This is a genomic window from Streptomyces flavofungini (genome assembly GCF_030388665.1).
Taxonomy (GTDB): domain Bacteria; phylum Actinomycetota; class Actinomycetes; order Streptomycetales; family Streptomycetaceae; genus Streptomyces; species Streptomyces flavofungini_A.
On the sequence record NZ_CP128846.1, the window covers coordinates 8,178,085 to 8,204,613 of the forward strand.

General features: G+C 73.8%; 21 protein-coding genes and 1 pseudogene. 8 read left to right on the forward strand and 14 right to left on the reverse strand.

Features of this window, described 5'->3' with window-relative positions; translation table 11 throughout:
- Positions 1-28 precede the first annotated feature (28 nt).
- Entirely contained in the window at positions 29-973 is a 945-nt protein-coding gene (locus QUY26_RS35315; protein ID WP_289953942.1) for a Gfo/Idh/MocA family protein, read from the reverse strand.
- A gap of 618 nt (positions 974-1,591) precedes the next feature.
- On the opposite strand from QUY26_RS35315, the gene QUY26_RS35320 reads away from it, so the two are divergent.
- Entirely contained in the window at positions 1,592-2,185 is a 594-nt protein-coding gene (locus tag QUY26_RS35320; RefSeq protein ID WP_289953944.1) for a TetR family transcriptional regulator, read from the forward strand.
- Here QUY26_RS35320 and QUY26_RS35325 read toward each other — a convergent pair.
- Positions 2,171-2,572, reverse strand: a pseudogene (locus QUY26_RS35325) (EamA family transporter); the annotation flags it as partial. The gene QUY26_RS35320 and the pseudogene QUY26_RS35325 overlap by 15 nt on opposite strands.
- Here QUY26_RS35325 and QUY26_RS35330 point away from each other — a divergent pair.
- Together QUY26_RS35330 and asnB are read left to right on the forward strand one after the other, a co-directional pair.
- On the forward strand, positions 2,557-3,144 hold the full coding sequence (locus tag QUY26_RS35330) for a TetR/AcrR family transcriptional regulator (protein WP_289953946.1): 588 nt from the start codon (positions 2,557-2,559) through the stop codon (positions 3,142-3,144). The pseudogene QUY26_RS35325 and the gene QUY26_RS35330 sit on opposite strands and share 16 nt — an antisense overlap.
- 424 nt (positions 3,145-3,568) lie before the next feature.
- Positions 3,569-5,410: an asparagine synthase (glutamine-hydrolyzing) gene (gene asnB, locus QUY26_RS35335; RefSeq protein WP_289953948.1), complete on the forward strand. Its 1,842-nt coding sequence runs from the start codon at positions 3,569-3,571 to the stop codon at positions 5,408-5,410.
- Positions 5,411-5,476: 66 nt separating this feature from the next.
- Here the strand turns inward: asnB and QUY26_RS35340 are convergent, their stop codons facing one another.
- Positions 5,477-5,788, reverse strand: a complete 312-nt coding sequence (locus tag QUY26_RS35340) for a CopG family transcriptional regulator (protein WP_289953950.1) — start codon at positions 5,786-5,788, stop codon at positions 5,477-5,479.
- A 333-nt stretch (positions 5,789-6,121) separates the two neighbouring features.
- Between QUY26_RS35340 and QUY26_RS35345 the strand changes: the two genes are divergently transcribed.
- Complete coding sequence (locus tag QUY26_RS35345; protein WP_289953952.1) at positions 6,122-7,006, forward strand: LysR family transcriptional regulator; 885 nt, start codon at positions 6,122-6,124, stop codon at positions 7,004-7,006.
- Positions 7,007-7,220: 214 nt separating this feature from the next.
- On the opposite strand, the gene QUY26_RS35350 is transcribed toward QUY26_RS35345, so the two are convergent.
- Both QUY26_RS35350 and QUY26_RS35355 read right to left on the reverse strand, forming a co-directional pair.
- Positions 7,221-8,462 carry an RNA polymerase sigma factor gene (locus QUY26_RS35350; protein WP_289953954.1) on the reverse strand — a complete coding sequence of 414 codons (1,242 nt, stop codon included), beginning with the start codon at positions 8,460-8,462 and terminating at the stop codon, positions 7,221-7,223.
- 45 nt (positions 8,463-8,507) lie between these two features.
- Positions 8,508-8,927, reverse strand: coding sequence for a YciI family protein (locus tag QUY26_RS35355; protein WP_289953956.1), 420 nt, complete (start codon positions 8,925-8,927; stop codon positions 8,508-8,510).
- A 259-nt stretch (positions 8,928-9,186) separates the two neighbouring features.
- On the opposite strand from QUY26_RS35355, the gene QUY26_RS35360 reads away from it, so the two are divergent.
- A complete protein-coding gene (locus QUY26_RS35360) occupies positions 9,187-9,999 on the forward strand; it encodes a peptidoglycan recognition protein family protein (RefSeq protein WP_436840549.1) in 813 nt (270 codons plus the stop codon).
- Positions 10,000-10,136: 137 nt separating this feature from the next.
- Here the strand turns inward: QUY26_RS35360 and QUY26_RS35365 are convergent, their stop codons facing one another.
- Both QUY26_RS35365 and QUY26_RS35370 read right to left on the reverse strand, forming a co-directional pair.
- Positions 10,137-10,757: a class F sortase gene (locus QUY26_RS35365; protein WP_289953960.1), complete on the reverse strand. Its 621-nt coding sequence runs from the start codon at positions 10,755-10,757 to the stop codon at positions 10,137-10,139.
- Between the two features lie 365 nt (positions 10,758-11,122).
- Positions 11,123-11,602, reverse strand: a complete 480-nt coding sequence (locus QUY26_RS35370) for a hypothetical protein (protein WP_289953961.1) — start codon at positions 11,600-11,602, stop codon at positions 11,123-11,125.
- 404 nt (positions 11,603-12,006) lie between these two features.
- On the opposite strand from QUY26_RS35370, the gene QUY26_RS35375 reads away from it, so the two are divergent.
- Positions 12,007-12,900, forward strand: coding sequence for an isocitrate lyase/PEP mutase family protein (locus QUY26_RS35375; protein ID WP_289953963.1), 894 nt, complete (start codon positions 12,007-12,009; stop codon positions 12,898-12,900).
- 39 nt (positions 12,901-12,939) lie between these two features.
- The gene (locus tag QUY26_RS35380; RefSeq protein ID WP_289953965.1) at positions 12,940-14,298 is read left to right on the forward strand and encodes an MFS transporter; all 1,359 of its coding nucleotides are present in this window, start codon (positions 12,940-12,942) and stop codon (positions 14,296-14,298) included.
- A 168-nt stretch (positions 14,299-14,466) separates the two neighbouring features.
- Here QUY26_RS35380 and QUY26_RS35385 read toward each other — a convergent pair whose 3' ends face one another.
- Positions 14,467-16,677, reverse strand: a complete 2,211-nt coding sequence (locus QUY26_RS35385) for an MMPL family transporter (RefSeq protein WP_289953966.1) — start codon at positions 16,675-16,677, stop codon at positions 14,467-14,469.
- Positions 16,678-16,870: 193 nt separating this feature from the next.
- On the reverse strand, positions 16,871-18,274 hold the full coding sequence (lpdA, locus tag QUY26_RS35390; protein WP_289953970.1) for a dihydrolipoyl dehydrogenase: 1,404 nt from the start codon (positions 18,272-18,274) through the stop codon (positions 16,871-16,873).
- Between the two features lie 557 nt (positions 18,275-18,831).
- On the opposite strand from lpdA, the gene QUY26_RS35395 reads away from it, so the two are divergent.
- Positions 18,832-19,707 carry a TauD/TfdA dioxygenase family protein gene (locus tag QUY26_RS35395; RefSeq protein WP_289956318.1) on the forward strand — a complete coding sequence of 292 codons (876 nt, stop codon included), beginning with the start codon at positions 18,832-18,834 and terminating at the stop codon, positions 19,705-19,707.
- 90 nt (positions 19,708-19,797) lie between these two features.
- Here the strand turns inward: QUY26_RS35395 and QUY26_RS35400 are convergent, their stop codons facing one another.
- The 5 genes from QUY26_RS35400 to QUY26_RS35420 form a co-directional block, all read right to left on the reverse strand.
- The gene (locus QUY26_RS35400) at positions 19,798-20,337 is read right to left on the reverse strand and encodes a GNAT family N-acetyltransferase (protein WP_289953971.1); all 540 of its coding nucleotides are present in this window, start codon (positions 20,335-20,337) and stop codon (positions 19,798-19,800) included.
- The gene (locus QUY26_RS41025; protein ID WP_354670732.1) at positions 20,249-20,821 is read right to left on the reverse strand and encodes a nitroreductase/quinone reductase family protein; all 573 of its coding nucleotides are present in this window, start codon (positions 20,819-20,821) and stop codon (positions 20,249-20,251) included. The genes QUY26_RS35400 and QUY26_RS41025 overlap by 89 nt, the downstream gene beginning before the upstream one ends.
- A complete protein-coding gene (locus QUY26_RS35410) occupies positions 20,782-21,555 on the reverse strand; it encodes a cupin domain-containing protein (RefSeq protein ID WP_289956319.1) in 774 nt (257 codons plus the stop codon). The genes QUY26_RS41025 and QUY26_RS35410 overlap by 40 nt, the downstream gene beginning before the upstream one ends.
- 327 nt (positions 21,556-21,882) lie before the next feature.
- Positions 21,883-22,332: an SSI family serine proteinase inhibitor gene (locus QUY26_RS35415; protein ID WP_289953975.1), complete on the reverse strand. Its 450-nt coding sequence runs from the start codon at positions 22,330-22,332 to the stop codon at positions 21,883-21,885.
- Between the two features lie 390 nt (positions 22,333-22,722).
- Positions 22,723-26,460 (reverse strand): AfsR/SARP family transcriptional regulator, encoded by a 3,738-nt coding sequence (locus tag QUY26_RS35420; RefSeq protein ID WP_289953977.1) that lies wholly within the window; start codon positions 26,458-26,460, stop codon positions 22,723-22,725.
- Between the last annotated feature and the right edge of the window lie 69 nt (positions 26,461-26,529).

A 26,529-nucleotide genomic window follows, 5' to 3' on the forward strand; every position in this document is an offset into this window, starting at 1 on the left:
CCGGGCGGCCCGAGTGTCCGGGCATGCTTCAGGAGGCCCGGGTCGGCTCCTGAGTCGGAAGGCGCGTCTCCCTTCGTGCGTCCGCTTGCCGTTCCGCGTCAGCGAGGATTTCCGTCACCCGCAGTCCGAAACGTACGTCGCACGGGTGCCGCTCCCCGCCGCTCGCGGCGCGCGCCAGAGCGTCCACCGCTGACCGAAACGCATCGGTCGAATCGCCCCAGCCGCTCTCGCCCCACCCCGGCGGCACGGCCGTCCCGTGCTCGCCGCGGAACTCCAGAGCCAGGCCCTCGGCCGCCCGCGGCGCCCGCAGTGTGAGCGTCGCCGTGCTCGACGCGCCGCTCGCGTGCCGCAGGATCAGATGGACGGTGTCCTCGGGGCCCGGCGCCGCCGTCACCGACGTGACCTCGCCGAGCACCGCCGTGAGCACAGCAAGCGCGTGCGGTCCGACGTCCCACAGGCCGCCCTTGCTGGCCCGCCACGGCGAGTCGAAGGCGCCGGTGCCGTCCGCCGCGAAGAACGAGCTGTACCAGTCGGCGCGCGCCGTGAACCACGGCCCCTCCGCGGCCCGGCCCGCCAGCCACTGCGCCATGGGCGGGGCGAAGCGGAGCGTGAAGAAGACCACGGACGCCACCCCGGCCCGCTCCACGGCGTCGGCGAGGCCCCGCGCCGCGGCGGGCGAGGTGGCCACCGGCTTGTCGAGCAGCAGGTGGCAGCCCGCCGCCGCGGCCCGCTCGGCCAGCGGTGCCTGGACGTCCGGCGGTACCGCGAAGGCGACCGCGTCGCTCACGGCGAACAGTTCGTCCACGTCCTCGTACGCGGTGGTGGCGTGCGCGGACGCCAGCTCGGCCGCCGCTTTCGGGCGGCGTCCCCATATTCCCGACAGCACGGTGTCGGGGTGCCCGGCGAGTACCGGCGCGTGTGTCTGCGTCGCCCAGGGACCCGTGCCGATCAAGCCCACTCGAAGTCTCTCCATGCGCGCAGTATGGCGGAGCCGACTGTGGCGGCAGTACGGGTGCGGCCGGGACGCGGAGCGGGGTGCGGCTGATACCGGCGTGGCCTTCTGGCGCGTCCGGTGGAAGGAGAGGAACCGCCGCGGCGCCGAAGGTCTGGACCTTTTCTTCGTGTGCTTCCCTCTCGTATGCGCGTACCACTCCCTCTCGTCCCTCTCGCGTGTGCGCGCGGTTCTCGCGGACGCGTTCGCGCGTATCCGGTGAAGAAGATGTGGAGTGGCTCATACCGTTCACCCGGCCATGCTCCCTTTCTCGACGTACCGTCAACTCGCCACCTCTGAATGGCAATTCATGGCCAGGGGTGGGTGGCGGGTGAATTCGCATTCACTTGTGGCTGATTGCCGCCTGTCCGAAGGGGCAGGCAACGTGTCCCGACTGTCCGGGAGTTCCCGACTTCCGGCATTCCGGCGGGTGCGCGCCGGTCGGTGTGCCCCGGGGGTATGGCGAGCGTTTTGGCGCGGGCGCCGGACCGTGACCGGCGTCTCCGTGTCCCGTCCGCCGCTTCGCGGTCCTCGCGCCGCGCTGCCCCATACGCTCGGACCGGCTGCCTAAAAAGGCAGCCCGCGACGGAAAGTGACGCCATGACCAGCTCGACCTCACACCCGGCGCCGTGCGCGCCGATCCCCGCGCGCCGCGACGCCGAGGCGACGAAGGCCGCGATCGTGCGCGCCGCCCGCCATCTGCTCGCCCGGCACGCGCACACCGACATCACGCTCAAGGCCGTGGCCGAACGTGCCGGGGTGAGCCCGCCGTTGGTCCTGAAGTACTTCGGCAGCAAGGACGCGCTGTTCGCCGGGATCATGTCCTTCGAGGCCGACGCGGAGGAGGTCCTCGCCGCGCCCTTGGAGCGCCTCGGCCGTCACATGGTCGAACACCTGCTGACCAGCCAGGCTGAGCGGGGCGCCGACCCCATCCTGCGCATCGTGTACGCGCCGCTGCACCGCGAGCACGGCTACGACCTGCGCGCCAACTTCCGCACCCAGGTGGTGCGCAGGCTCGGCGACCGGCTCGCGGGCCCCGACGCGGGGCTGCGCGCCGAGCTGGCCGTCGGGATGCTGCTGGGGCTCGGCGTGATGTACGGCATCGCGCGCGGCCCGCACCTGCGGGCGACGGCGATAGCCGACATCGCCGACCGCTACGCCCCCGCCGTGCAGGCCTGCTTGACCCCCGAGTGACCCCGGCCCCCGTCCCTGCGCCTCGGCCCCGCCCCGGTGCACCACCACGACCGCGGCGAACCCGACGGCGAGACCCACGGCCGTCTGCGCTCCGAACGGCTCCCCGAACATCGCCGCGCCCCAGACGGCCGTCACCGGTGCCATCAGGAACATCAGCGTGTTGACGCGGGTGACGCCGCCCCGGCGCAGGATCAGCCAGTACAGGCCGTACCCGCCGAACGTCGACAGGACCACCAGCCAGCCGATCGCCGCCCAGAACGACGTCTCGGCGACGGGCGCCGCCGCGCCCAGGGCGAGCGCGAGCACCGTGAAGACGACGGCGCTGGTCACGCAGTGCACGGTGAGGGCGGCCGAGGGTGCGACGGGGGTGCGTGTGCGCCGGTCCAGGCGCGCGCAAGGCCCTGGCGGCGGCCGGGCGGCTGTTCTACGACCGTGGCATCCACGCCGTCGGCGTCGATCTGATCGCCGCCGAGGCCGGCGTGACGAAGAAGACGCTGTACGACCGGTTCGGCTCCAAGGAGCAGATCGTCGTCGAGTACCTGGCGGACCGCGACGAGCGCTGGCGGGCCTTCCTCGCCGGATTCCTGGAGCGCTCCCGCTCGCCGCGCTCCCGGATCCTGGCCGTCTTCGACGCCTCCCGCGACTGGGCCGAGCGCAGCCTGCCCCGGGGGTGCAGCATGATCAACGCGCACGCCGAGATCACCGACCCCGCGCACCCCGCGTACGCGGTGATCACCGGCCAGAAGGCGTGGACGCTGGCGCTCTTCACCGACCTGGCCCGACCCCTCGCACCGCGTCGGGCGACGTCCCTCGGCAGGTCCCTGATGCTGCTGCACGAGGGCGGGCTCGTCGCGTACGGCATGGGGATCTTCCCCGACGCGATCGAGCACGCCCGCAAGGACGCGCAGGCGCTGCTGAGGGCGGCGACCTCAGCGACCCCGGAGGCCCGGGCGGAGTGACGGCGGCGCGGGCGGAGTGACGGAGGCCCGGGCGGGCTGACGGCGGACAGCGTCGGGCCGGTGGTGGGCTGGTGTCGGGCCGGTGGTGGGCTGGCGTCGGGTCGGCCCCGGGGGCCACGTTCCAGTGTTTGCACATGTGTTGAGCAAGTCTTTACCCATGGCCGGAAGGTGTCGTTCCGTACGGCCTCGTGGCGGGCATCGGCGCGGTTCGTCCCGGTGGGGACGGGCGGGGTCGCCTGACGGTCTCTTGACCTGAGGTCGCGCGCGGCCGAAATCCCCGGGGCGGTACTGCTTCGCGGGGTCGCGGACGCGTTGACCGCGGATGGTTCGGGGCGGAGCCTGGAGAGATAGCTGCCCACTACATCTAGTTTGGCCGTTCAGGGCGTACGACCGGGTGGGCGGCCGGACGGCAGGAGGAAACCCCATGTGTGGCATCACCGGCTGGATCTCTTTCGACCGTGAGCTGCGGGAACACGCGCGGACCCTGGACGCCATGACGGAGACGATGGCGTGCCGGGGGCCGGACGACCGCGGCACCTGGGCCGAGGGGCCCGCGGCGCTGGGGCACCGGCGCCTGGCCGTCATCGACCTGCCGGGCGGACGGCAGCCCATGACCGCGACGACGCCTGAAGGGACCGTCGCCCTCGTCTACTCCGGCGAGACGTACAACTTCACCGAACTGCGTGCCGAACTGGCCGGACACGGGCACGAGTTCCGCACCGACTCCGACACCGAGGTGGTCCTGCGCGGCTACCTCCAGTGGGGCGAGGGGGTCGCCGAGCGGCTGAACGGGATGTACGCGTTCGCCGTGTGGGACGGGCGCAGGCAGCGCCTGGTCATGGTCCGCGACCGCATGGGCGTCAAGCCGTTCTACTTCCACCCGACGCCCGACGGCGTCCTGTTCGGCTCCGAGCCCAAGGCGATCCTCGCCAACCCGCTGGCGCGTGCACGCGTCGGCCTCGACGGGCTGCGCGAGGTCTTCGCCTTCGTGAAGACGCCGGGGCACGCCGTGTGGGACGGCATGCGCGAGGTCGAGCCCGGCACCGTCGTGACCGTCGACCGCGAGGGGACGCGCAGCCGCGTCTACTGGCGCCTGGAGACCCGACCGCACCCGCACGGCCGCGACGAGACCATCGCCGCGGTGCGCTCGCTGCTCGACGACATCGTGTCCCGGCAGCTCGTCGCCGACGTGCCCCGCTGCGTGCTGCTCTCCGGCGGACTCGACTCCTCCGCGATGTCGGCCCTCGCCGCGGGGCAGCTCGCGGGCTCGGGGGAGACCCTGCGGAGCTTCTCCGTCGACTTCGCAGGCCTGAGCGAGAACTTCGTGGCGGACGAGCTGCGCGGCACACCGGATGCCCCCTACGCCCACGACGTGGCGCGCCTCGCGGGCACCGATCACCGTGACATCGTCCTGGACGCGCAGGCGCTCGCCGATCCCGAGGTGCGCGCGAGGATGCTGACCGCCCGTGACATGCCGGTCGGCTTCGGGGACATGGACGCCTCGCTCTACCTGCTCTTCCAGGCGATCCGTGAGCATTCGACGGTCGCGCTGTCCGGCGAGTCGGCGGACGAGGTGTTCGGCGGCTACCTCCAGTTCTTCGACGAGAGGGCCCGGCGGGGCGGCACCTTCCCCTGGCTGGTGCGGCACGCGGAGACCCTCGGCGACGAGACGGGCGTGCTGCGCCGGGACGTCATGGACGCGCTCGACCTGCGGACGTACGTCGGCGACAGCTACGCCACGGCCGCCGGTGCCGTCCGGCGCCTCGACGGGGAGAGCGACTTCGAGTTCCGCATGCGCACCGTCAGCCACCTCTATCTGACCCGGTTCGTGCGCACGCTGCTCGACCGCAAGGACCGCGCGAGCATGGCCGTGGGCCTGGAGGTGCGGGTGCCGTTCTGCGATCACCGGCTCGTGGAGTACGTGTACAACGCGCCCTGGGCGCTGAAGTCCTTCGACGGCCGGGAGAAGTCCCTGCTGCGGGAGGCTGCCAGGGACAGCCTGCCGAAGTCCGTCTGCGACCGGGTCAAGAGCCCCTATCCGTCGACGCAGGACCCCAAGTACGCCTTCGCCCTCCAGGAGCACGCCAAGGATCTGCTCGCGCGGCCCGGGCATCCCGTCTTCGGCCTTGTGGACCGCGAGGCTCTGCGGAGCCTCGCGCACCGCGACACCCCGCAGGTGCGGCCGGCCTCACGGCGGGGCCTGGAGCGGGCGCTCGATCTCGCGCTGTGGTTCGACCTGTACCGGCCCGAGGTGTCGCTGGACTGAGGTCGAGGTGCGCCGGGGGCCGACGGCGTGATGGCGGAGGGTGGCCGGGTGCCGGGGGAGGGGGCCTCAGGGGCCCGAGCAGCTGCGGACCGTCGGCTGCTGGGGCGGGACCCGGGTGGGGTCGGCGGTCGCGAGGGTGTCGAGGAACCGCTGGAGCGCGGGGGCGCCGCGGGAGTCGAGGCCGCGGCGCACGGGGGGCACGACCACGGAGCGCCGGGCGCCGCCGGAGCCGCAGCTGTCGGGCTCCTGGCCGGTGTGGACGGCTGTCGCTCGGCGTATGAACTCCGCGGGCGTGATCCCGAGGCGGTCGGCGTGCCGGAGCACGGCGGCGTACTCGTCGGGTGGGAACAGGACCTGCACAGTCTTGGGGCCGTCCATGGACGCATGATGCCGTCCGGACCCCTCGTTCGCGGTGCGGTTGGCATATTCGCCCTCGAAGGGGTGGCGGGAGCGTGAAACGGTGGCGGAGTCGGCTCCGGGGTGATCGCTGTCGGCGGGCGGGCCGCGGACGCGGTGAGAGCCCCGGCCGGACGGGGGAATCGCGGTCGGGGCTCTCATCTAGTTCAACGGTGAAATAGGGGTGTGCGTTCCCTTGGGGCGGGTCGGATATGTGTGATCCGCGTTACATGACCGGATCCTGGGTGGCCGGAGCCGCGGGGGAGGGGGCCCCGGGCGTCGGTCGACGGAGCCCCAAGCGATAGCTTGGAGGTCGTGACGCTCGACGACCTCCGTGTGTTCCTCGCCGTCTGCCGCGCCGGCAGCCTCAGCGCCGTCGCACGCGACCTCTCCTGTACGCAGTCGGCGGTGAGCCAGCACGTCAAACGTCTGGAGAAAGAGCTGGCCGTCACCCTCCTCGAGCGGCACGCGCGCGGTGTCGTGCCGACGTCGGCCGGGCGCATCCTGCACGCCGCCGCGGCCGACGGCCTCGGCGGGATCGACGTCGCCCTGCGCCGCCTGCGCGATCTGGCGCGCGGCGAGAGCGGCGCGGTGCGCGTCACCACCGGCGCGACGACCGTACGGCACTTCATGGCCAAGGCCGTCGTCGCGTTCCGACAGCGCTTCCCGCAGGTCACGCTGGAGTTCCAGACGGCGAGTTCGAGCCGGGCCTGCTTCGACGCGCTGGCCGCCGACGACCTGGATCTGGCCTGGGTCACCATCGGCGCACCCGTGCGCGGCATCGAGCAGCGGCCCGTCGCCGAGCTGCCCTGGGTGCTCGCGGTGCAGTCCGGTGACCCGCTCGCGGCCCAGCCGCACGCCGACCTCGCCGATCTCGCCGCCGCCCGGCTCATCAGGCCCCCGCGGGCCGCCACGTCCCGCGCCCGCCTCGACGCCGCCCTGGCCGGCCTCGACCTGGGGCCCGGGGGGCACACCAGCGTCGCCGACTGGGACACCGCGCTGCTGCTCACCGAACTCGGCGTCGGCCAGGCACTCGTGCCCGCCCTGCCCGGCTGGCGCACCCAGAGTCCGCCCGGTCTGCGCCTGCTTCCGGTGCCCGCCCTGCCGCCGCTGTCCGTCGGCTGGGCGGCGCGCCGCTGGGACGCCCTCAGTCCGCTGGCGCGCGCTTTCGCCGACACGGTTTCGGACGGGGCGCCTTGAGCGGTGAGCTTGGCCCCGTGAGGGGCGGGGGGTGTGCGGCTCCGCCGCGGGGGTGCGCTCAGCGTGGGGGAAAGTCGCAGGAGCGTCTGCTTGGTGCTCGGCAGGTGCGTCTGTCGGTCTCTTGGTGGCTGGGCGCGCAGTTCCTCGCGCCCCTTGCGGGGCCGTGGGGGTGGGCTGGTGTGTGGGACAGGCCGCAGGTGCGTCTGGGTGGCCTTTACGGGGTGGGAGGGGAGAGGCGTGCCGCCCGCATCTGGAGGTAGCGGATCTCCGGGCGGCTGAGGGTGCGCTGGGCCGCCAACCGGTAGGCGGCGCGGGCGGCTTCGGGGTCGCCCGCGCGTTCCAGCAGGTGGCCGCGTACCGCTTCGATCCTGTGGTGGCCCGCCAACCGCTCCTCCAGCGACGCCAGTTCACCGAGACCGGCGCGCGGGCCGTGCACCATGGCGACCGCGACGGCGCGCCCCAGCTCGGCCATCGGCTCCGGCGTGCGGCGCACCAGGATGTCGTACAGGGCGAGGATCTGCGGCCAGTCGGTGTCCTCGGCGCGCTCCGCCTCGTCGTGCAGCGCGGCGATGGCGGCCTGCAACTGGTAGACGCCCGCAGGGCCCTGCCCCAGGGCCTGCTCCACCAGCGCGGTGCCTTCGGCGATCGCCTCGCTGTCCCAGCGCGTACGGTCCTGCTCGTCCAGTGGGATCAGCTCGCCGTGCGGCCCGGTACGGGCGGCGCTGCGCGCGTCGGTGAGCAGCATCAGCGCCAACAGGCCCGTCACCGCTCCCTCCTGAGGCAGCAGCCTGCGCACCGCGCGGGTCAGCCGGATCGCCTCGCGGGCCAGGTCGGCGCGGTGCAGCGCGGCGCCCGACGTCGCCGTGTAGCCCTCGTTGAAGATGAGGTAAAGGACTTGAAGGACGGCGGCCAGGCGCGGGTCGCGGTCCGCGGGGCCCGGCTGGGTGAACGGCGCCCCCCGAATCCTCTGCTTGGCGCGGCTGATGCGCTGGGCCATCGTCGCCTCCGGCACCAGGTGCGCGCGGGCGATCTCGGCCGTCGTGAGACCGCCGACGGCCCGCAGCGTCAGGGCGATCTGCGCGGCCGGACTCAGCGACGGGTCGCAGCACAGGAACAGCAGGGTGAGCGTGTCCTCGTCCGACGGGGCACGGCTCTCGCCGGGCGCGGGCGCGGTGAACGCGTCGCGCGGCGTCATCCGGGCGGCGTTCTCCTCGCGCCGCCGCCGGGCCGCGTCGCTGCGCAACTGGTCCGTCAGGCGGCGCGACGCCACCCTGATCAGCCAGCCGCGCGGATTGTCGGGCACACCCTGCCCCGGCCACTCGCGGGCGGCGGCGAGCAGGGCCTCCTGCACGGCGTCCTCAGCCTCGTCGAAGTGGCCGTACCGCCGCACCAGCGCGCCGAGGACCTGCGGCGCGTGCAGGCGCAGCAGGTCCTCGACGTCATCGGTCGCGTTCATCGCCGTCCACGGGTCTCGCGGGCGCGCGCCGGCTTGGTGTCGTGGTCAGCACCCCGCGCCGTCGCCGCCCTCCTGGATGGTTCGGATGACCACCGTCGGCTTCGGGGAGCCCGCGGGCGCGGGACACTCGTTGATGCGCTTGGCGATCTCCGTGACCCGCTCCAGGCTCTCGCACTCGAGCACCCAGTAGCCCGCGAGGACCTCCTTGGTCTCGCTGTACGGCCCGTCCGTGATCACCGGGCGGCCGTTGTCGTCGACGCTGACGAGGCGGGTCTGCGCGGGCTCCGTCAGGCCCTGGCCGTCGATGAGCTCGCCGGACTCCGACAGGTCGTTGTTGAGGTTCCCCATGAACGCGAACATCGCCTGGAGTTCCTGCTCGCTCCACGACGGGCTGTGCTCCGACCCTTTGCCGCTCATGGCCTCGTAGTCGGCCTGGGACCCCTGCACCATCACCAGATACTTCATGACTGCCACTCCTTGGCCGTGTCGTCGCCCCTCATGGGCAACTCTCACAGGGGACGTCGGAGCGGGCGACTCGATCTCGACAACTCCCGCGAAGTTTTTTTCCGCGTTTTCTCAGGAGGCTTCGGGGCGGCTTCGGGGCGGCTTCGGGACGGCTCGCGGAGAGCGGGGGCTCCGTGTCCGCCCGCGTCCGGTTCGCTCGACTGGAGCAACCCACGGGGCGGTGGGCCGGGGGCGCCGTAAGAGTGGGCCCATGCGTGCCTTGCGGGCCCTGGGGAAGACGGTGGCGGGGCGGCTGCCCCGTGCCGGGCGGTGGGCCCTCTCGTGCCTTCCGGGGCTGCTCGCCGTGACCGCCCTCGTGCTGTGCGTGGCCGGGGTGCAGGACGCGGCCGACGGTGGCGGACGGCACACCGAGGCCAGGGCCGTGGCGCACCGCGCGGCCAGGCCCGCCATCGTGCCGCGCGAGCGGTGGCTCGGCGACCCCCGGCCGACCACACCGCCCGCGCACTACAGCGGGCCCGTCGTCGTGCTCTTCGTCCACCACACCGACTCGCCCAACGGGTACGACTGCGCCGACGCCCCGCGCATCATCCGGGCCCTCGCCGAGGGCCAGACCAGCGCCCGGCTCTTCGACGACATCGGCTACAACTTCCTCGTCGACCGCTGCGGCACGATCTACGAGGGCCGCGGGGGCGGTGTCGACCAGTCCGTCGTCGGCGCCCATACGCAGGGGTTCAACCACCGGACCGCGGGCGTCGCCGCGATCGGCACGTTCACGGCGGGCACCCCGGTCCCGGCGCCGATGGTGGAGGCGATCGCCGCGCTCGCCGCGTGGAAGCTCGGCCTGGCCGAGACCGACCCCCGGCAGACGGCGCGCCTCGTCTCCAGCAACAGCCTCAGCCGTGTCCCCGCGGGCAGGCACGCCTCCTTCCGGACGGTGGCGGGGCACACCGACGGCTACACCACGGACTGCCCGGGGGCCGCGCTGCGGGCCGAGCTGCCCGCGATCAGGGAGCGGGCCGCGGAGCTTCAGGGGCGGACGCCGGGGCGGACGGCGGTTGCTCGCGGGCACTGATCGCGTGGGCTGCCGGTCCGGCTGTTCGTGGACCGGTCGGCCGTCGGCCCGGCTGTTCGTCGACCGCCGGCTGTTCGTCGGCCGATCGGCCGCTGACCCGGACAGATGCTGTCCTGGTCGGCCGCTTTCCGGTTCGGTCAGCGTGCGGTGGCGTACACGATGAGGTTGTCCACGGGATGCCCCTGCGCGTCGAAGGCGCCGTCGCAGGTGATCAGGCGCAGTGCGCGGGAGTTGGTGGCGCCGTAGACCCTGTTGGTGGGGAAGGCCTTCTTGTCCACGGTCTCGGTGCGGGTCACCTCGAAGTGCGTCGTCTTGCCGCGGGCGTCGCGGACCGCGATGTCCGCGCCCTTGCGCACCTTCTTCAGGTCGTGGAAGACGGCCTTGCCGAAGCGCGTGTCGTTGTGGCCGATGATGACGGCCGCGCCGCGCTGCCCCGGCACGGCCCCGCCGGTGTACCAGCCCGCGGTCATGCCCTTGTCCGGCGGCGGCACCTCGACCGTGCGGTCCGCGTTGAGCCCGAGCCGCATCAGGGAACTGCTGACGCCGATGGACGGCACCGCGACGTGCACGGGCGCGGCGGCCTCCACGGGCGTCCCGCGCTCCGCCGACCGGCCCGAGCCGCCCGCGGAGCCCTCATCGGCACGGGACTCGTCCGACCGCACCGTGTACGTGGACGACGACTCGGCCCGCGCGCCGCCCCCGGACGAGCAGCCGCTCACGGCGGCGCACACGAGAGCGAGGCCGGCCGCGAAGGACACGAGGGTGCCGGACGGGCGCCGAGCGGATCTACGGGGCGCCCCGTCGTACGACAGGGACGGCCGGTGCTGCGCAGGGGACATGAGGGCTCCGTGAACGGTGGCGCCGCCCCGGGGCATGTGAAGGGGGACCGGGGCGGCACCACCGGGATCTGGGTCGGGCCGGACGGGCGTGTGGGCCGTCGGCCAGCGGGAGGGGCGTGGGCCTGGTGAGATCGGCCGCGTGGGCCCCGGTGGAGCCGGGGCCGGACCTCGGGGCCGGCGGTGGGGCAGGGGGTGGTGGGGCAGGGGGGGGCGGCAGACCGGGCCCCGCCCGGTGGGTCGGCTCGCGACGTCGGGAGCCGACCCACCGGACGGGACCCGTGGCGTCAGCCCTGCTGGCGTGCCGTGGAGCGGCGGCGCAGGACCATGGTGCTCGCGCCTGCCAGCAGCCCGATGCCCGCCGCCGAACCGATCAGCGTGGCCGTGCCGTCGCTGTCGGACTGCGGGCGCTCGCCCGCCGCGACACCGCCCTTCGGCGCCTGAGCGGCCCGCTTCCGCGCCTCGTCGCTGACGGGCTTCGGCTGGGGTGCCTTCTCGCGCACGACGGGCTTGTCACCCGCGGCCACGCCGCCGCGCGGCGGAACGGCCTCCGGTGCCTGCTGCCGCGCGTCCTCGGCGGCGGCCCGCTTCTTCTTCACCACGTCCTCGGGGGCGGGCTTGCTGACGGTCGGCTTCGGCTTCGGCGGCGTGTCGCTCGCGAAGGCCGTGGCCGACGGAGCGGCGATCACCCCGCCCGCCACGGCGGTGGCGAAGACGGCGGCACGCAAGGACGTGCTGCGCTGGGGGCGACGGGCACGGTGGGACATAGGGGCTCCATTCCAGCTCTGTCTCGGAAGGGCCCGGCACCGTTGGTCAGGCGGCGCCGGGCCTGTCGCACAGGCTGGCGTGAAGTTATGAGGAACCTGTCAGCTTCCTGTTGGGGTCCGATCAGGGACGGGGGGAACGGGGAAGGGGGGACGGAAGGGGCGGACGCCCGGGCCGGAAAAGAGGGGGCGGGGTGCCGCCGCGGGGCCGGGAGCCGAAGCGCCTGGGGTCGGGGCACGTGGACGCTCATGAATCCACGACGGCGCCGCCGACGCCCACGTCACCGGCATCGGATACGTCCTCACCTGCCCGGCGTGCCACGCCGCCGCGCTCCTCTGGCAGCGCTGACCAGGGGAACTCCGACCGTCTCGCGGCCTTGTCCGTGGCTTCTGACACAGTGCCGGACATGACCGACCCGAAGATCGACCCCAAGGCCGAGCACGAGACCGCGCACGAGACCGAGCCCCAGACCGAACAGCCCGCCGGGACCACAGGGACCGACCGGTTCGAGGCCTTCCGCGCCCTGCATCGCACCGGCGACCCCTTGCTCCTGCCCAACGCCTGGGACCACGCGTCCGCCGCCGCGCTCGCCCGCGCCGGGTTCCCCGCCATCGGCACGACGAGCCTCGGCGTCGCCGCCGCCGCGGGCAAGCCGGACGCCGCCGGCGCCGCACGGACGGAGACGGTACGCCTCGCCCTCGGCATGGCCCGGTTGCCCGCCCTCATCACCGTCGACATCGAGGGCGGCTTCAGCGAACGGCCCGTCGACGTCGTCCTGCTCGCCCGTGAACTCGCCGCCGCGGGGGTGGTCGGCGTGAACCTCGAAGACGGCAGGCCCGACGGGACGCTCACCGCCGTCGGCCCGCAGTGCGAGCTGATCCGCGCCGTGAAGGAGGCCGTGCCCGCCCTGTTCCTCAACGCCCGGACGGACGCGTACTGGCTGGACGCCGGGGGCGAGAAGGAGGCCCGTGAGCGCGCCGTCACCTACCAACTGGCCGGTGCTGACGGAGTGTTCGTGCCCGGGGTTCAGGACGAGGCGGCCATCGCGGGACTCGTCGACGCGCTCGACGTACCGCTGAACACCCTCTACGCGCCGGGCGGCCTCACGCCGATGTGCCTCGCCGCCCTCGGCGTGCGCCGCGTCAGCACCGGGTCACTGCTGTTCCGGGCGGCGGTGGGGCAGGCGGTCGAGGTGGCGCGGGCGTTCACACGCGGTGTGGTGGGGCCGGAGGGGCTGCCGACGTACGCTGAGGCGCAGGAGCTCTCGGCGGACTTCGGGGACGAAGGGCAAGTCCCTTAGGGGGAAAGGCGGTTCAGGCTACGGGGACGGGGGAGAGGCATGGCCCGGCGTGACACGTCGCGGCGTCCGCGGGCGGCGGCGGGGCCCGCGACCGGGCCGTCGCTGTGGGCCGACTCCAACTACCGTCTGTTCCTGGCCCTTCAATGCCTCTCCGCGCTCGGGGACTCCTTCTCGCACGTGGCGATCCCGCTGCTCGTCCTGCACGAGACCGGTTCGCTCGCGCAGATGGGGCTCGTCACCGGTCTGACCGGCGCCGCCACGATCGTCACGGGCCTGTTCGCCGGGGTCGTCGCCGACCGCGTGGACCGGCGCCGGCTGATCGTGGTCACCGACGTCGCGCGGTGTCTGCTCTACGGACTCATCCCGCTGGTGTGGCTGTTCGCGACGCCGATCTGGCTGGTGTACGCGGTCGTGCCCGTCGCCGGTGTCTTCGCGATGCTCTTCCAGGTGACGTACGTGACCGTGGTGCCCGGCATCGTCGCGCCCGGGCAGATCCTGAAGGCCAACAGCCATCTGTACGGCACCTACGCCGTCGCGGGGGCGGGCGGGCCGATGCTCGCGGGGCTGGTCGCGGCCGGGTTCGGGCCCGCGGCCGCCATCGGCATCGACGCCGCGACCTTCGCGGTGTCGGCGGTGGGCATCCTCTTCGTGCGGATCCGGGCGGCCGCCCCACCCGCGGAGCGGGACGCGTCGGCGGGCGAGGGCGCCCAGGACCCGCCGGGAGCCACGGACGAGCCCGCCCCGGTGGCAGTCGAACGCGGCGGCGTGCGCGAGGAGTTCCTCGCCGGCGCCCGATTCCTGTGGCGGCACCCCGTCCTGCGCCCCCTGACCGTCCTGCTCGCGCTGCTCACCTTCCTCACGTACGGCGTGACCGACGTCCTCATCTACCGCGTGAAGGACGACCTCGGCCACGGCGACGGCGCCGTGGGCTACGTCCTGACCGCCGGGACGCTCGGCACGCTCGCCGCCACCTTCGTGGTCGCCCGGCTGCGCGGACGGCTCGGCTTCGGCGTCAGCTGGATCGGCGCGCACGCTCTCGCCGGGGTCGCCGTGGCCTGCCTCGGCCTGTCGGGCAGCGTGCCGGTGGTGGCGCTGCTCGCGGCGGGCATGCTCTTCTGCACCGGCGTCGGCGGCGTCAACTCCATGTCCCTGCGCCAGGAGGTGACGCCCAGTCATCTCCTGGGCCGCGTCACCTCGGCGTTCTGGACCATCCACAACGCCCTCGGCCCGATCGGCGCCGCCGCCGTGGCCATGGCCGCCGGGACGTGGGGCGTGCGCGGGGTGTGTCTGGTGGTCGGCCTGTGCGCCGTGGCCGTCGCGCTCACCGGGGCGCTGACGGGGATCGGGCGGGCGCGGGCCGGACAGGTGGAGGGCGACCGGGCCGCTCCCTGCCCCTGAGAGGCCACCCGCCGCGGCACCCCACGTCAGGGCTGCCTGCCCCGGCCGACCCGGCCGACCCGCCTGGCCCGCCTGACCCGGCCGACCCGCCTGGCCCGTCCGGCCCCCGCCCGCCCCCGCGGTGCCGCCCACCGACCGTTCGCTGCCCCGGCGGCACCGAGCCCCCGCTCAGCGCGGCGGACCCGCGCCCGTCCCGGGCCCCGGCCCGGCGGGCGCTCCCGCGTCCCCCTGCGTGCCACCGTCGAGACCGCCGCCCGAACTGCCGCCCCCATTCCCGCCGTTGCGCTTCTCGTCGCCGTGCCCGGGCCACCAGGCGGCGTGCCCGATGAGGGCCGTCAGCGCGGGCGTGAACACCATCGCCATGACGAACGCGGCGATCACGATGCCGAAGGAGAGCGAGAAGCCCATCTGGGACAGCGTGGAGTTGCCCGCGAGCATCAGCGTCGCGAACGTACCCGCGAGGATCACGCCCGCCGAGCCGATCGTCGGCCCCGAGTGGCGCACCGCCGTGCCCGCCGCGTCGTGCGGGTCGCGGCCCTCGCGGGCCTCCTCGCGCAGCCGGGACACCATCAGGATGTTGTAGTCCGTGCCGAGCGCGACCACGAACAAGTACATGATCACGGGCAGCATGAACATCAGGCCGGGCTGGCTGCCGATCTGCTGGAACAGGATCGAGGTCGCGCCGAGCGTCGCGCCGAAGCCGAGCGCGACCGACAGCATCAGGTACCAGGGCGCCACCAGGCTGCGCAGGAGCAGGCCCAGGATCACCATGATGGCGACGGCGGCCACCGGGAAGACGACCGAGTAGTCCCGGTCGACGGCCTTGTTGATGTCGACGTACACGGCCGTCGTGCCGCCCACGAGGGCCTTCGTGCCCGCGGGCGCGTCGTCGTGGGCCGCGGGCCGCAGCCGGTCCCGCACCGTCGCCAGGGCCTTCTCGGAGGCGGGCGGATCGGAGAGGACGACCGAGTACGCGGCCGTCGTACCGTCCTTGCTGACGCGCGGCTCGGCCACCTCGCCGACACCCTTCACCGACTCCAACTGGGCGCGGAACGCCGCCGGTTGGCTCGCCGCGAGGGGCCGGTCGTCCGTCGCCGTCAGATACACGAAGGTCGGGTCGGTGCTGCCCGCGGGGAAGCCCTTCTCCAAGTTGTCCTGCCAGACGATGGACTCCTTGTCCTTGGGCAGCGAGGAGCCCGCGAGGTCGAAGTTCGCCTTGTAGCCGAGCGCGCCGAGCGCGAGGACGGCCATGAAGAGCCCGGAGACCACCGTCCACACGGCGGGCTTGCGGGCGATCGAAAGGCCGAGCTTGGCGAAGCCCGTGCCGTGCGGCTCGCGCTGCCAGGACTTCGACGGCCAGAACACCTTCGTACCGAGCAGCGACACCACGGCGGGCACGAGGGTGAGGCCCGCGAGCAGCGTCAGGAACACGGCGATCGCGAGGGCCGGGCCCATCGAGCGGAGCATGCCGAGCGAGGACAGCGTCAGCGCGGCGAAGGCGACGATGACGGCGCCGGCCGCCGAGGTGATGGCCTCGCCGACCCGCTCCACGGCGTGCACCATGGCACCCTTGGGCTCCTCGCCCGTGCGCAGCGCCTCCCGGTAGCGGAAGAGCAGGAACAGGATGTAGTCCGTGCCGACGCCGAACAGGACGACGGTCAGGAGCTCCTGGATGGAGGAGTCGGCCTTCATGTCGAAGGCCTTGTTGGCGGAGGCGATGAGGCCCGTCGCCATCGGCGAGATCAGGCCGATGAGGACGACGGGCAGCAGCGCGATGATCGGGCTGCGGAAGATCACGAGCAGCAGCACGATGATGATCACGATGGTGCCGACGCCGACGAGGATCCCGGCCCGCTCGGAGGCGTCGCTCTCGTCCAGGGCCTGCGCGGCGGAGCCGGTGATGCCGGCCTTGAGGCCGGTGCCCTTCAGCTCCGGCCCGAGGTCCTTGCGGAGCCGCTCGACCGCGTCCTGCTGGGAGGTGTCCTCGGGGTCGGTGACCTTCGGCATGGCGACGATCGCTGTCTGCACCAGTTTGTTCGGCGAGACCTCGCCGGGGTCGATCGCCTGGACCTCCTTGACCTTCTTCGCCGCCAGGTCCTTGGCGATCCGGGTGACGTCCGCGGAGTCGGCGGCGGTGATCCGCTCGCCGTCGGAGCGCTGGAAAACGATGATCGCGCCGATGTTCTGCTGCTGTGGGAAATCGCGTTCCTGCAGGTCGGAGGCGCGGATGGATTCGTAGTGGTCGGGCAGGAAGCTCGCCTCGTCCGAGCTGGACGTGAGCTTCGGTGCCAGCGAGATCACGGCTCCCGCGGCGATCACCCACGCGAGGATGATCCACCACGGGCGGCGGACCACGAATCGGCCCAGGCCAGAGAACATCGGCAGCTGCCTCTCCTCGGCCCCCGAGGCACGTCACATCCTGCCCAGGATCTTCCGGGGAGCCCGACTCCGCCACTTGGGGGCGGGCGGTCCGGTGCGGGGACGTGCCTGAGGCGCCCGCCCACGCGCGAAGGCCCCGCCACCGCGTACGGAGGCGGGGCCTTCGCGCACCCGGGCGGCGGGGCGGAACCCGTCAGAAGTTGATCATGTGTCCGGCCAGGCCGTGCACGGCCTCCTTGACGGCCTCGCCCAGCGTCGGGTGGGCGTGGACGTTGCGGGCCACCTCGTGCACCGTGAGGTCCCACTGCTGGGCCAGGGTCAGCTCGGGAAGCAGCTCGGTGACGTCGGGGCCGATCAGGTGGGCGCCGATGATCTCGCCGTGCGTCCCATCGCTGATGATCTTGACGAAGCCGACAGTGTCACCGAGGCCGTGCGCCTTGCCGTTCGCCTGGAACGGGAACTTGGCGACCTGGACGTCGAAGCCCTTATCGCGGGCCTGCGCCTCCGTCCAGCCGAAGCTCGCGATCTGCGGCTGCGAGTAGGTGGCGCGCGGGATCATCGGGTAGTCGAGCTCCATGGTCTCGGCGTCCGCGAGGGTCTCGGCGGCGATGACGCCCATGGACTCGGCGGTGTGCGCGAGCATCAGCTTCGCGGTCACGTCGCCGATGGCGTAGATGTGCGGCACGGACGTGCGGCAGCGGCCGTCGACGTCGATGGCGCCGCGTTCGGTGACCGCCACGCCCGTGGCCTCCAGGCCGTATCCGGTGACGTTCGGGGCGAAGCCGATCGCCTGGAGGACCTTGTCGGCCTGAAGGACCTGCTGCTTGCCGTCCTTGGCGGTGACGGTGACGCGGACCTGCTCGCCCGACTCGTCGATGCTCTCCACCCGGGTCGACGTCAGCACGTCGATGCCGAGCTTGCGGTACTGCTTGGCCAGCTCCTTGGACACGTCCGCGTCCTCAAGGGGCGCCATCCGGTCCAGGAACTCGACGATCGTGACCTTCACGCCGTAGTTGTGCAGGACGTACGCGAACTCGATGCCGATCGCGCCCGCGCCCGCGATCACGACGGAGTCCGGCAGCTCGTCGGCGAGGATCTGCTCCTCGTACGTCACCACGCGCTCGCTGCGGCGGGTGCCGGGCAGCAGCTTCGGGGTGGCGCCGGTGGCGATGATGCAGTTGTCGAAGCCGATGGTGGTGGTCGTGCCGTCGGACTTCGCCACCTGGAGGGTGTGGGCGTCGAGGAAGGTGCCGCGGCCGTCGAACTCCGTGATCTTGTTCTTCTTCATCAGGAAGTGGACGCCCTTGACGCGGCCGTCCGCGACGGTGCGGCTGCGCCGGAACGCCTCGCCGTAGTCGAAGGAGACCTCGCCGTCGACCTTGATGCCGTACGTCTTGGCCTCGTGCGTGAACAGGTGCGCCAGCTCGGCGTTGCGCAGCAGCGCCTTCGTCGGGATGCAGCCGACGTTGAGGCAGACCCCGCCCCAGTACTTCTCCTCGACGACCGCTACCCGCTTGCCCAGCTGGGCGGCGCGGATGGCGGCGACATATCCGCCGGGTCCTGCTCCGAGCACGACGACGTCGAAGCGGTCATCCATGGGGTGGTCCTCTCTGCGTTGCACAGTTGCCTGGTACGGATGGGTCGATCATCCGTCATCCGGGCATCGCGATGTCGGCCGGGTCAGCCTTGCGCGGGAGCGCCGCCCGTACAACTCACCGGCGCCCTCGGATCTTCCGTGCAGGTCGGCGGGGTTTTCCGGCGCGCGGGGTGAGGTCCGCGGGCTCCCGCCAACGCCTGTTGACGCAAGCGGAACCGCCGCCCACAATGGCCGACATGATCCAGCACCTGACCACCGGCCTCGGGCGTTTCAACGTCCCGTGGCGGCGCGGGTGCGAGCGATCGGGCCGTTGACGCGACCACCGCGACCCCGCGGCGCCGCGCTCCCCTGACCGTACGCGTTCCTGTGCGCGTCGAGCCGTGCGCCGAAGCCCCGTTCACTCGGCCTGTGTCCGGCCCGGTCCAGGCCCTTCGCCCGACGCGAGGATCACCACCATGACGGCTCTGCCCACGTCCCCCACCGCCCCCCACGACGCCCCGAACCCGCAGCCGGGCACCCCCGGCGCGCTCCGCGAGGCCCGCGTCCCCGCCGACGGCATGTACGAGGGCCGCCGCACCCTGCGCCGCCTCCCCGAAGGCTGGGCGGAGCGGCCCTACGAGCACGTCGACGTCGTGCCCCGGGGCCGCGTCATCGGCGCGGAGATCCGCGGCGCCGACCTCACCAGGACGCTCGACCCGGCGGTCCGCGCCGAACTGCACCGCGCCCTCCTGGAATGGAAGGTGCTGTTCTTCCGCGGCGCGCACCTGACCTTCGACCAGCAGCGTGCCTTCGCCCGCGGCTGGGGCGAGTTGGAGACCAACCCGCTGCTCGCGCGCGGCGCCGCCGAGGACGTCGTGCGCTTCGAGAAGGGCGGCAGCGCGGCACCCACCTTCGAGAACGTGTGGCACGCCGACGTCACCTTCCGCGAACGGCCCGCGCTCGGCGCCGTGTTGCAGCTCCGCGAGGTCCCGCCCGTCGGCGGCGACACCCTGTGGGCGGACATGGCCGCCGCGTACGACAACCTCACGGACGGCGTCAAGGCGCGCATCGACGGCGCGCGGGCCGTCCACGACTTCATCCCCGGATTCTCGCGCTTCTACGGGCCCGAGCAACTCGTCCCGTTCCAGGACGAGTTCCCGCCCGTCACGCATCCCGTGGTGCGCACGCACCCGGAGACCGGGCGCCGGACGCTGTTCGTCAACACGTCCTTCACCACGCACATCGTCGGCATGGACCGCGCCGAGAGCGACCGCCTCCTCGGCCATCTGGTCCGCCAGGCCCATGTGCCGGAGTACCAGGTGCGCTGGCAGTGGCAGCCGGGCGACATCGCGTTCTGGGACAACCGGGCGACGCAGCACTACGCCGTCGACGACTACGCGCCGCACCGGCGGGTGGCGGAGCGGGTCGCGATCGCGGGGGACCGGCCCCACTGAATCGCGGGGGACCGGCCCCAGTGAGGACGGACGCGGTGCGGCTCGGGGCGCTGCTCGGCCCGCTGCGTCCGGGCCGGGCCGCGCCCCGGCTCAACGGTCGAACGTGAGCAGCCACTTGACCTCGCCGTCGTGCCACTCCTCGGTGGGCGCGAGCCCGGCGGCGCGGGCCACGGCCGCCGACGCGGCGTGGTCGGGGTGGATGTGCGCGAGGACGCACGTCACCCCCGGTCGGCCGCGCAGCCAGGCCACGAGGGCCCGCGCCGCCTCGGACGCGACGCCCCGGCCCTGCCACGCGGTGCCCACCACCCAGGCGATCTCGGCCGCGAGCCCGTCGCCGGTCGCGTCGGGCCTCACGGTCGCCTGCACGGTGCCCGCGGGGCGGCCGTCGGCGGACACCCGGATCACCCAGTTGCACCAGGAGACCCGCGGGTCCGGCGACCCGGCGACCATGCGCGCGTAGCGGGCCCGCAGCGTCGCCAGGTCGTCCGGGGCGCCCCCGATGAACGTGTGCAGCGCCGCGTCGTCGAGCACGGGCGCCAGCTCATCGGCGTGCGTGACGCGCAGGGGCTCCAGCGTGAGGCGCTCGGTGGTGAGGGGTCCGGCCTCGACGGTGTGCTCTGCCCGGTTCATCTGTCGTCCCCCGTTGTCGTAGTCGTCGATCGATTGTCCGTGCGTCAGGCTCCCTCGGCGACCGGTTCCAGGACCACGACGGGCAGGATCCGCTCCGTCTGCTCCTGCATACGTGCGCGAGGACGTGGTGGTACCGGGCCGGGTGCTTGGGAGCGCCGCCCACGGAGCCGACGGCAAGGTAGCGCGCGCCGTCGCTGACACGGATCACCGGGGTCTTGCGGATCTTGCCGGACCTGGCGCCCCTGGTGGTGAGGACGACGGTCGTGAAGCCGTGCAGTCGGAGGGAGTCGAGGGAATCAAGGGAGTCGAGGGAGTCGAGGGAGGGAGTCGAGGAAGGGAGTCGAGGAAGGGAGTCGAGGGAGCCGAGGGAGTCGACGTGTTGCCGGGGTGCCGTCTCCGGTGGGCGTCTGCCGCCCTCGGCCGCGGCCCCTTCCCGAAAGCGGCTCAGGGGGCGCCGGTCTCGTATACGTCGAGCCGTCCGCACATCCCGAACCGGCCCCGCTCGACGGGCAGTTCGGCCCGCACCGCGGCCTGCGCGAGGTGGCTCGCCTGGCCCTTCGCCAGGGCGTCGAACTGTGCGCCCGTGGCGGCGGCCGCGGCCGCGGCGCCCGTGCGCCAGCGCTCGCGCCACGCGGCGGTCAGGGGGGCGACGAGGGCGGCGGCGGCCCGGTGGAAGGCGGCGAGGGGCTCGGGGTCGCCCGCCTCCGTGGCGGCGCGCAGCGCGGTGAACCCCTCGACGGCGAGGTCACGGCGGCGCCGCGCGGCACGCTCGACGGCCGCGTCGCCGGTCGCGGCGGCCTCGCCCTCGTGGGTGGTGCGGGGCGGCAGGGCCGTGGCGGCGCGGTACGTCGCGGGGTCCGTGAGCAGGTGCGGGGGCAGGGTGAGGACGGCGTCGCCGGCCTCGGGCAGGCCGCTGTTCTGCATGAGGACGTGCAGGGTCAGGTCGCGCTCGTTGACGAGCCGGTGGATCGTCCCGGGCGTGAACCACACGAGCGCGCCGGGCGTCAGCGGGGTCTGCCGGAAACCGGTGGACGTCAGGGTCTGCACGGCGCCCCGGCCGCTGACGACCGCGTAGCCCTCGGTGCAGGTGAGGTGGAGGTGCGGGGTGCCGCCGCGCAGGCCGTCGGCGGCCGGCCAGTCGTACACGCGCAGCAGGGACACGCCGATGCCGCCCGGCAGGCCCCCGAATGCGGCGGGGTCGCGAGGGGCGGGGGGCACGGAGCCCGGGGTGGTCTCGGGGGCGGGGTGCGGGGGCGTCTCGGGGGTGTGCACGGCGGGGCCTCCTCGGGCCGGACGGGATCCGGGTCCCGGACAGGATCAGGCAGATTCCGCGGGAACGACCCGCGCGGGAGGCCGCGGGTTGCGCTGCGGGCCCGGGCACGGGCCGGCGTGCGGGTCCGGACCCAGACGCGCGCGGGCGTGGACTCGGGCGCGGGCGGGGAGAATTGCGCGGCCCCCGATGCTCGGGACATCGGGGGCCGCGTGCCTCGGCTTCCTCCCCCCACGAAAGGTTGCCGAGGGGTATGGGGGTGGACGGGCGAGCCGTCAGAAGTTGAGCAGGGCGCCGTCCGTGAGGGCCGCCTTCATGGCACACGGGTTGCCGAAGGTGGTCGTCCATGCCACGTGCTTGCCCTGCCAGACGCCGACCGCGGAGACCACGACCGGGTTCCATTCCTTGGTGCACGCGACCTTCGGGTCCTGGTCGACGAGCTTCTCGAACTGTGCCTCGACGGTGAAGAGTTCACCGCACGCGGCACGCGGTGCCGGGTGGGTGCCGGTGGCCTTCGGCGCGCAGCTGAGGGTGACCGCGCGCTGCACCGTGGCCGTGGCGGCGTCGTCGCCCTGGCCGACAGTGAGCACCAGGTCCGACGGAGCGTACAGGCCCGTCGGTGCCGGGGTCGCAGCACCGGCCGAGCCCGTCGAGACCGCCGTGACGGTCAGGACGCCTGCAGCCACGGCGACGGCCGCGCTCACGGTCTTCGGGAGGTGACGCACTTTGACGCTCCTTCAATGCGATGGAGATGTACGAGGGTTGTGTTTCTTGTGTGTGAAACCAGGTGTTACGTGGAGATTGCGTGTGCCGTTCCTGGTTGCGTTCGGGAGTCTTGCAAGTGCGCTGAGTGAGCGGCAAGCGGATGGTCGATTTCCGGATGACTGCACTCGTTGAGCGAGGGCCGAATGACCGTTCGGGCAGCTCAGGGCGCCCGGACGCGGCGCGTCGGAGGCGTCCAGAATGTGGACCTCGCCAGGTGGTATAACCGAGAACGACCCGCTGACCTGGGAAAATGAGCGGTTGGTCGTTTTTCTCGGCGCGGCGTTCGACCGGAAACCGGTGCTTGACCACGTGGGTGCAGAGGAGCTAGGGGCCTTGTGGGGCTGGTGTGGTCAATGCGACGGAAGTGGCTCCCGGGGCCGCTCGGGTGTCCGGCCCACGAGGCGTCGTGCCTGCTCAGGGCTCATGTGCCCGCCCTCGTCGAACGCGGTGGCGTACGCCGCTCCGCCGAGCCGCGCCTCGGCGGCGGCCGCCACCCGGTCCACGTCGCGCCGTTCGCCCGTCGGCAGCGGGGCGCCCACGGAAGTGCGGGCGGCGGCCGCCGCGCCGAGCAGCGTCGCGGCGGCGCGGTGCTCCCCGGCGGCGCCCGCCGCCCCCGCAAGGCCCTCCAGGGCGAGGGCGAGCGCCCGGGCGTCCCCGAGGCTCACGGCGACGTCGAAGCCCTCGGCGTGCAGCGCGTGCGCCCGTGCCGCGTCGCCGCGCAGCTCCGCCACGAAGCCCAGCTCGGCGAGTGCGAGCGTGATGCCGGGGCCGTAGTCCGCCCTGCGGAACCAGTCGAGGAGGTCGCGCATGTGCTCCTCCGCGCCCGCCAGATCGCCCTCCCGGCGCGCCCCGAGGCCGAGGCCGATCCGCGCGTCCAGCTCGCCGGAGCGGAAACTGTGGTCGCGGGCGAGCCGCAGGGCGCGCCCGTGCGCGGCCCGGGCCTCCTCGAAGTCGCCCGTGAGCAGGGCGATCCGGCCCAGTCCTGACAGTCGCTTGGACGCCTCCGTCCAGAGCTTGAGGCGCTCGGCGATGGCAAGGCCCTCGCGGTGCAGCCGGGCCGCCCCGGCGTAGTCGCCGGCGATCTCGCTGAGGGTGGCCAGCGGGAAGACGGTCTGCAACTGCCCCCATTCGTCGCCCAGTTCGCGAAAGAGGCGAGCGCTGCGCTCGCTGTCGCGGCGGACGGCGGCGAGGTCTCCGCGCGCGAGGGCGTGCCGGGCCCGTACGCTCAGCGCGGCGGCGGTGCCCCACGCGTCACCGAGGGCGGAGAACGCGTCGAGCGCCTCGTCCACCAGCCGCTCCCCGGTCCGCACGGCGCCCGCGCCCAACTGCGCGGAGCCGAGGATCCACAGGGCGGTGGCGCGACCTGAGGGGTCGTCGAGGTCGCGATGGGCGGCGAGGGTCGCCTGGAGCAGGAGGGCGGGTCCGGAGGCGGTCGGCTCGGCGTCCGGGCCCACGCCCGTGTCCGTGCCCGCGCAGACGTCCGCGTACGCGTCCACGCCCGCGTCGTCGCCACCCTCCCGCAGGGAGATGCCGGTACGCCAGGCGAGGGCGAGGGCCCGGGCGGCGGCGGTGGAACCGGCGGGCGCAGGGGGGCCGGGGGCGTGCGGGACGTCCGGGGCCGACTCGCGGGCCTGCGCCGCCCCACGGCCGGGCTCCGACTCAAGGTCCGGCGTCGGCCTCGGGCCCGGCCCCACCCCGCTGACCGCCCCCGGTTCGCCCCCGCGCGCCCCCGCCCCCGGCGTCATCGCCAGGACCGCGTCCAGTGACCTCCGTGCCTCGGTGATCCGCCCCCGCAGCACCCAGTACCAGGCCAACGCGTTCGCCATGTCCAACGCGCGCTCCACCGCGCCGCGTTCGACCGCCGTGTCCAGGGCGCGGCGCAGATTGGCGCTCTCCTCGTCGAGGCGATCCAGCCACCGGCGCTGCTCGGGGCCGTGCAGCGAGCGGCCCGCCGTGACGGCGAGCCGGGCGTAGTGGGCGCTGTGCCGCTCGCGTACGTCGGCGAGCTCGCCCGCCTCCCGCAGCTGTTCGGCGCCGTACTCGCGGACGGACTCGAGGACGCAGTACCGGGGCCCGTCCTGGCGGTCGGAGGCCACCACCAACGAGCGGTCCACGAGCCGGGAGAGGAGGTCGAGCACATCGGCGCCGCGCACGGCACCGCCCGCGCTCACCGTCCGGGCGGCGTCGAGCGTGCAGCCGTCGTGCACGGCGAGCCGTCGCAGCACCGTGCGCTCCGGCGGCGAGAGCAGCGACCAGCTCCAGTCGATGACCGCGTGGAGCGTACGCTGCCGGGCGGGCGCCCCGCGAAAGCCGCGGCCGAGCAGGGCGAACCGGTCGTCGATGCGGGACAGCAGCCCGTGTACGCCCATCGTGCGCACCCGCGCGGCCGCGAGCTCCAGCGCCAGCGGAAGCCCGTCGAGCCGTACGCACAACTCGGCGACGGCCTCCGCGTCGTCCGCCCCGAGGTCGGCCCCGGGACCGAGCCCGGCCCGCTGCCGGAACAGCTCCATGGCGCCCGCGAGTTCGAGCGGTGGCACCGCGAGGACCCGCTCGCCGCTCACGTCGAGGGGCTCCTGGCTGGTGGCGAGGACGGTGAGCCCGGGCGCGTCGCGCAGCAGCCCTTCGGCCAACTCGGCGACGGCGTCCACCAGATGCTCGCAGTTGTCGAGCACGAGCAGCAGCCGTCGCGCGCGCAGGGCCTCCGCGAGCCGTTCGACCGCTGTCGCGGCCGCCCCCGGTTCCTCGTGCAGCCCGAGCGTCCGGGCGACGGCCTCGGCCACGGGCCCGGCGACCGAGTCGGCCACCGGGACGGGCCCCGCCTCGGCCGCCCGACCGGGCCCTGTGGGCTCCAGCCCCGCCAGCTCGACCAGCCACACCCCGTCCGGGAACCGGTCCACGAGCCCGCACGCCGCGGCGACGGCGAGCCGCGTCTTGCCGACGCCTCCGGGCCCGGTCAACGTCACCAGCCTTGTGGCGGTGAGGAGTTGACGTACTCCGGGCACGGCATCGTCACGGCCGATGAGAGGGGCGACGGGGGCGGGGAGGTTGGTACGGGGGGCCGCGGGGCGCGCGGCGCCTCCGGGGGCGGGGGCGGGGGAGACGGGCGCCGGGGGTGCGGGGGCCGGCGTCGTGGTGGCCGAGGGACCTGTGGTCGAGGGATGTGTGGCCGAGTGCGGTGTTGTGGAGGGGCGCGTGGCCGAGTGCGGTGCCGTGGGGCGCATGGCCGAGTGCGGTGCGTGCGCGGGCGGTGTGTCGGCCGGTGGCGCGGGCGCCGCGAGCGGAGGCACGGGTGCGGCGGACTCGGCCACCGGCGTACCCCTCCCCGCACCCACGGGCGCGTCCAGCGCCGAGTCCTGCCGAAGGATCGCCCCGTGCAGAGCGGCGAGTTCAGGGCCGGGGACCAGCCCCAGCTCCTCGGCCAGGCGCCGGCGCAACTCCTCGTACGCGGCCAGGGCCTCGGCCTGCCGTCCCGCGCGGTACAGGGCCCGCATCTGCGCGGAGCGCAGCCGCTCCCGCAGGGGGTGGCGTACGACCAGGTCGGCCAGGTCCGCGGCGAGCGGACCGTGCTCCCCGGACGCCAGGCGGGCCTCGGCCCGGTCCTCCCACGCGGTCAGCCGGTCCTCCTCCAGGCGGCCGATCGCGCCCCGCGCGAACGCGTCGTCGGCGAAGTCGGCGAACGTCTCGCCCCGCCACAGCCCGAGCGCCTCGTCCAGGAGCCGGATCCGGTCGCCGGTCACGTCCGCCGCCCTGGCCCGCTCCAGGAGCCGCGCGAACCGGCCCGTGTCGACCGCGTCCGCCGCCACCCGCAGCGCGTAACCGGCGGGCCCCGCCCCCACCAGGGCCCTGCCGCCCCGCTCGGCCCGCTCCAGGGTCCGGCGCAGCTGCGACACCTTGCCCTGGAGGGCGTTCGAGGGATGATCGGGCAGTTCCTCGCCCCACAGGGCGTCGATCAGCCGGTCCGCCGACACCGGATGTCCCGGGTGCACCAGCAAGTGGGCGAGCAGCGCACGGACCTTGGCGCCGGGGACGGCGACCTCCGCACCGTCCGTCGTCCACACGGCCAGCGGACCGAGCACCCCGAATCGCATGCCGACGACGATAACCCGCCAGGTGAGCGCCCTGCCGCCGATGCCGACAGGGCAGGCGACGGCAGGCCG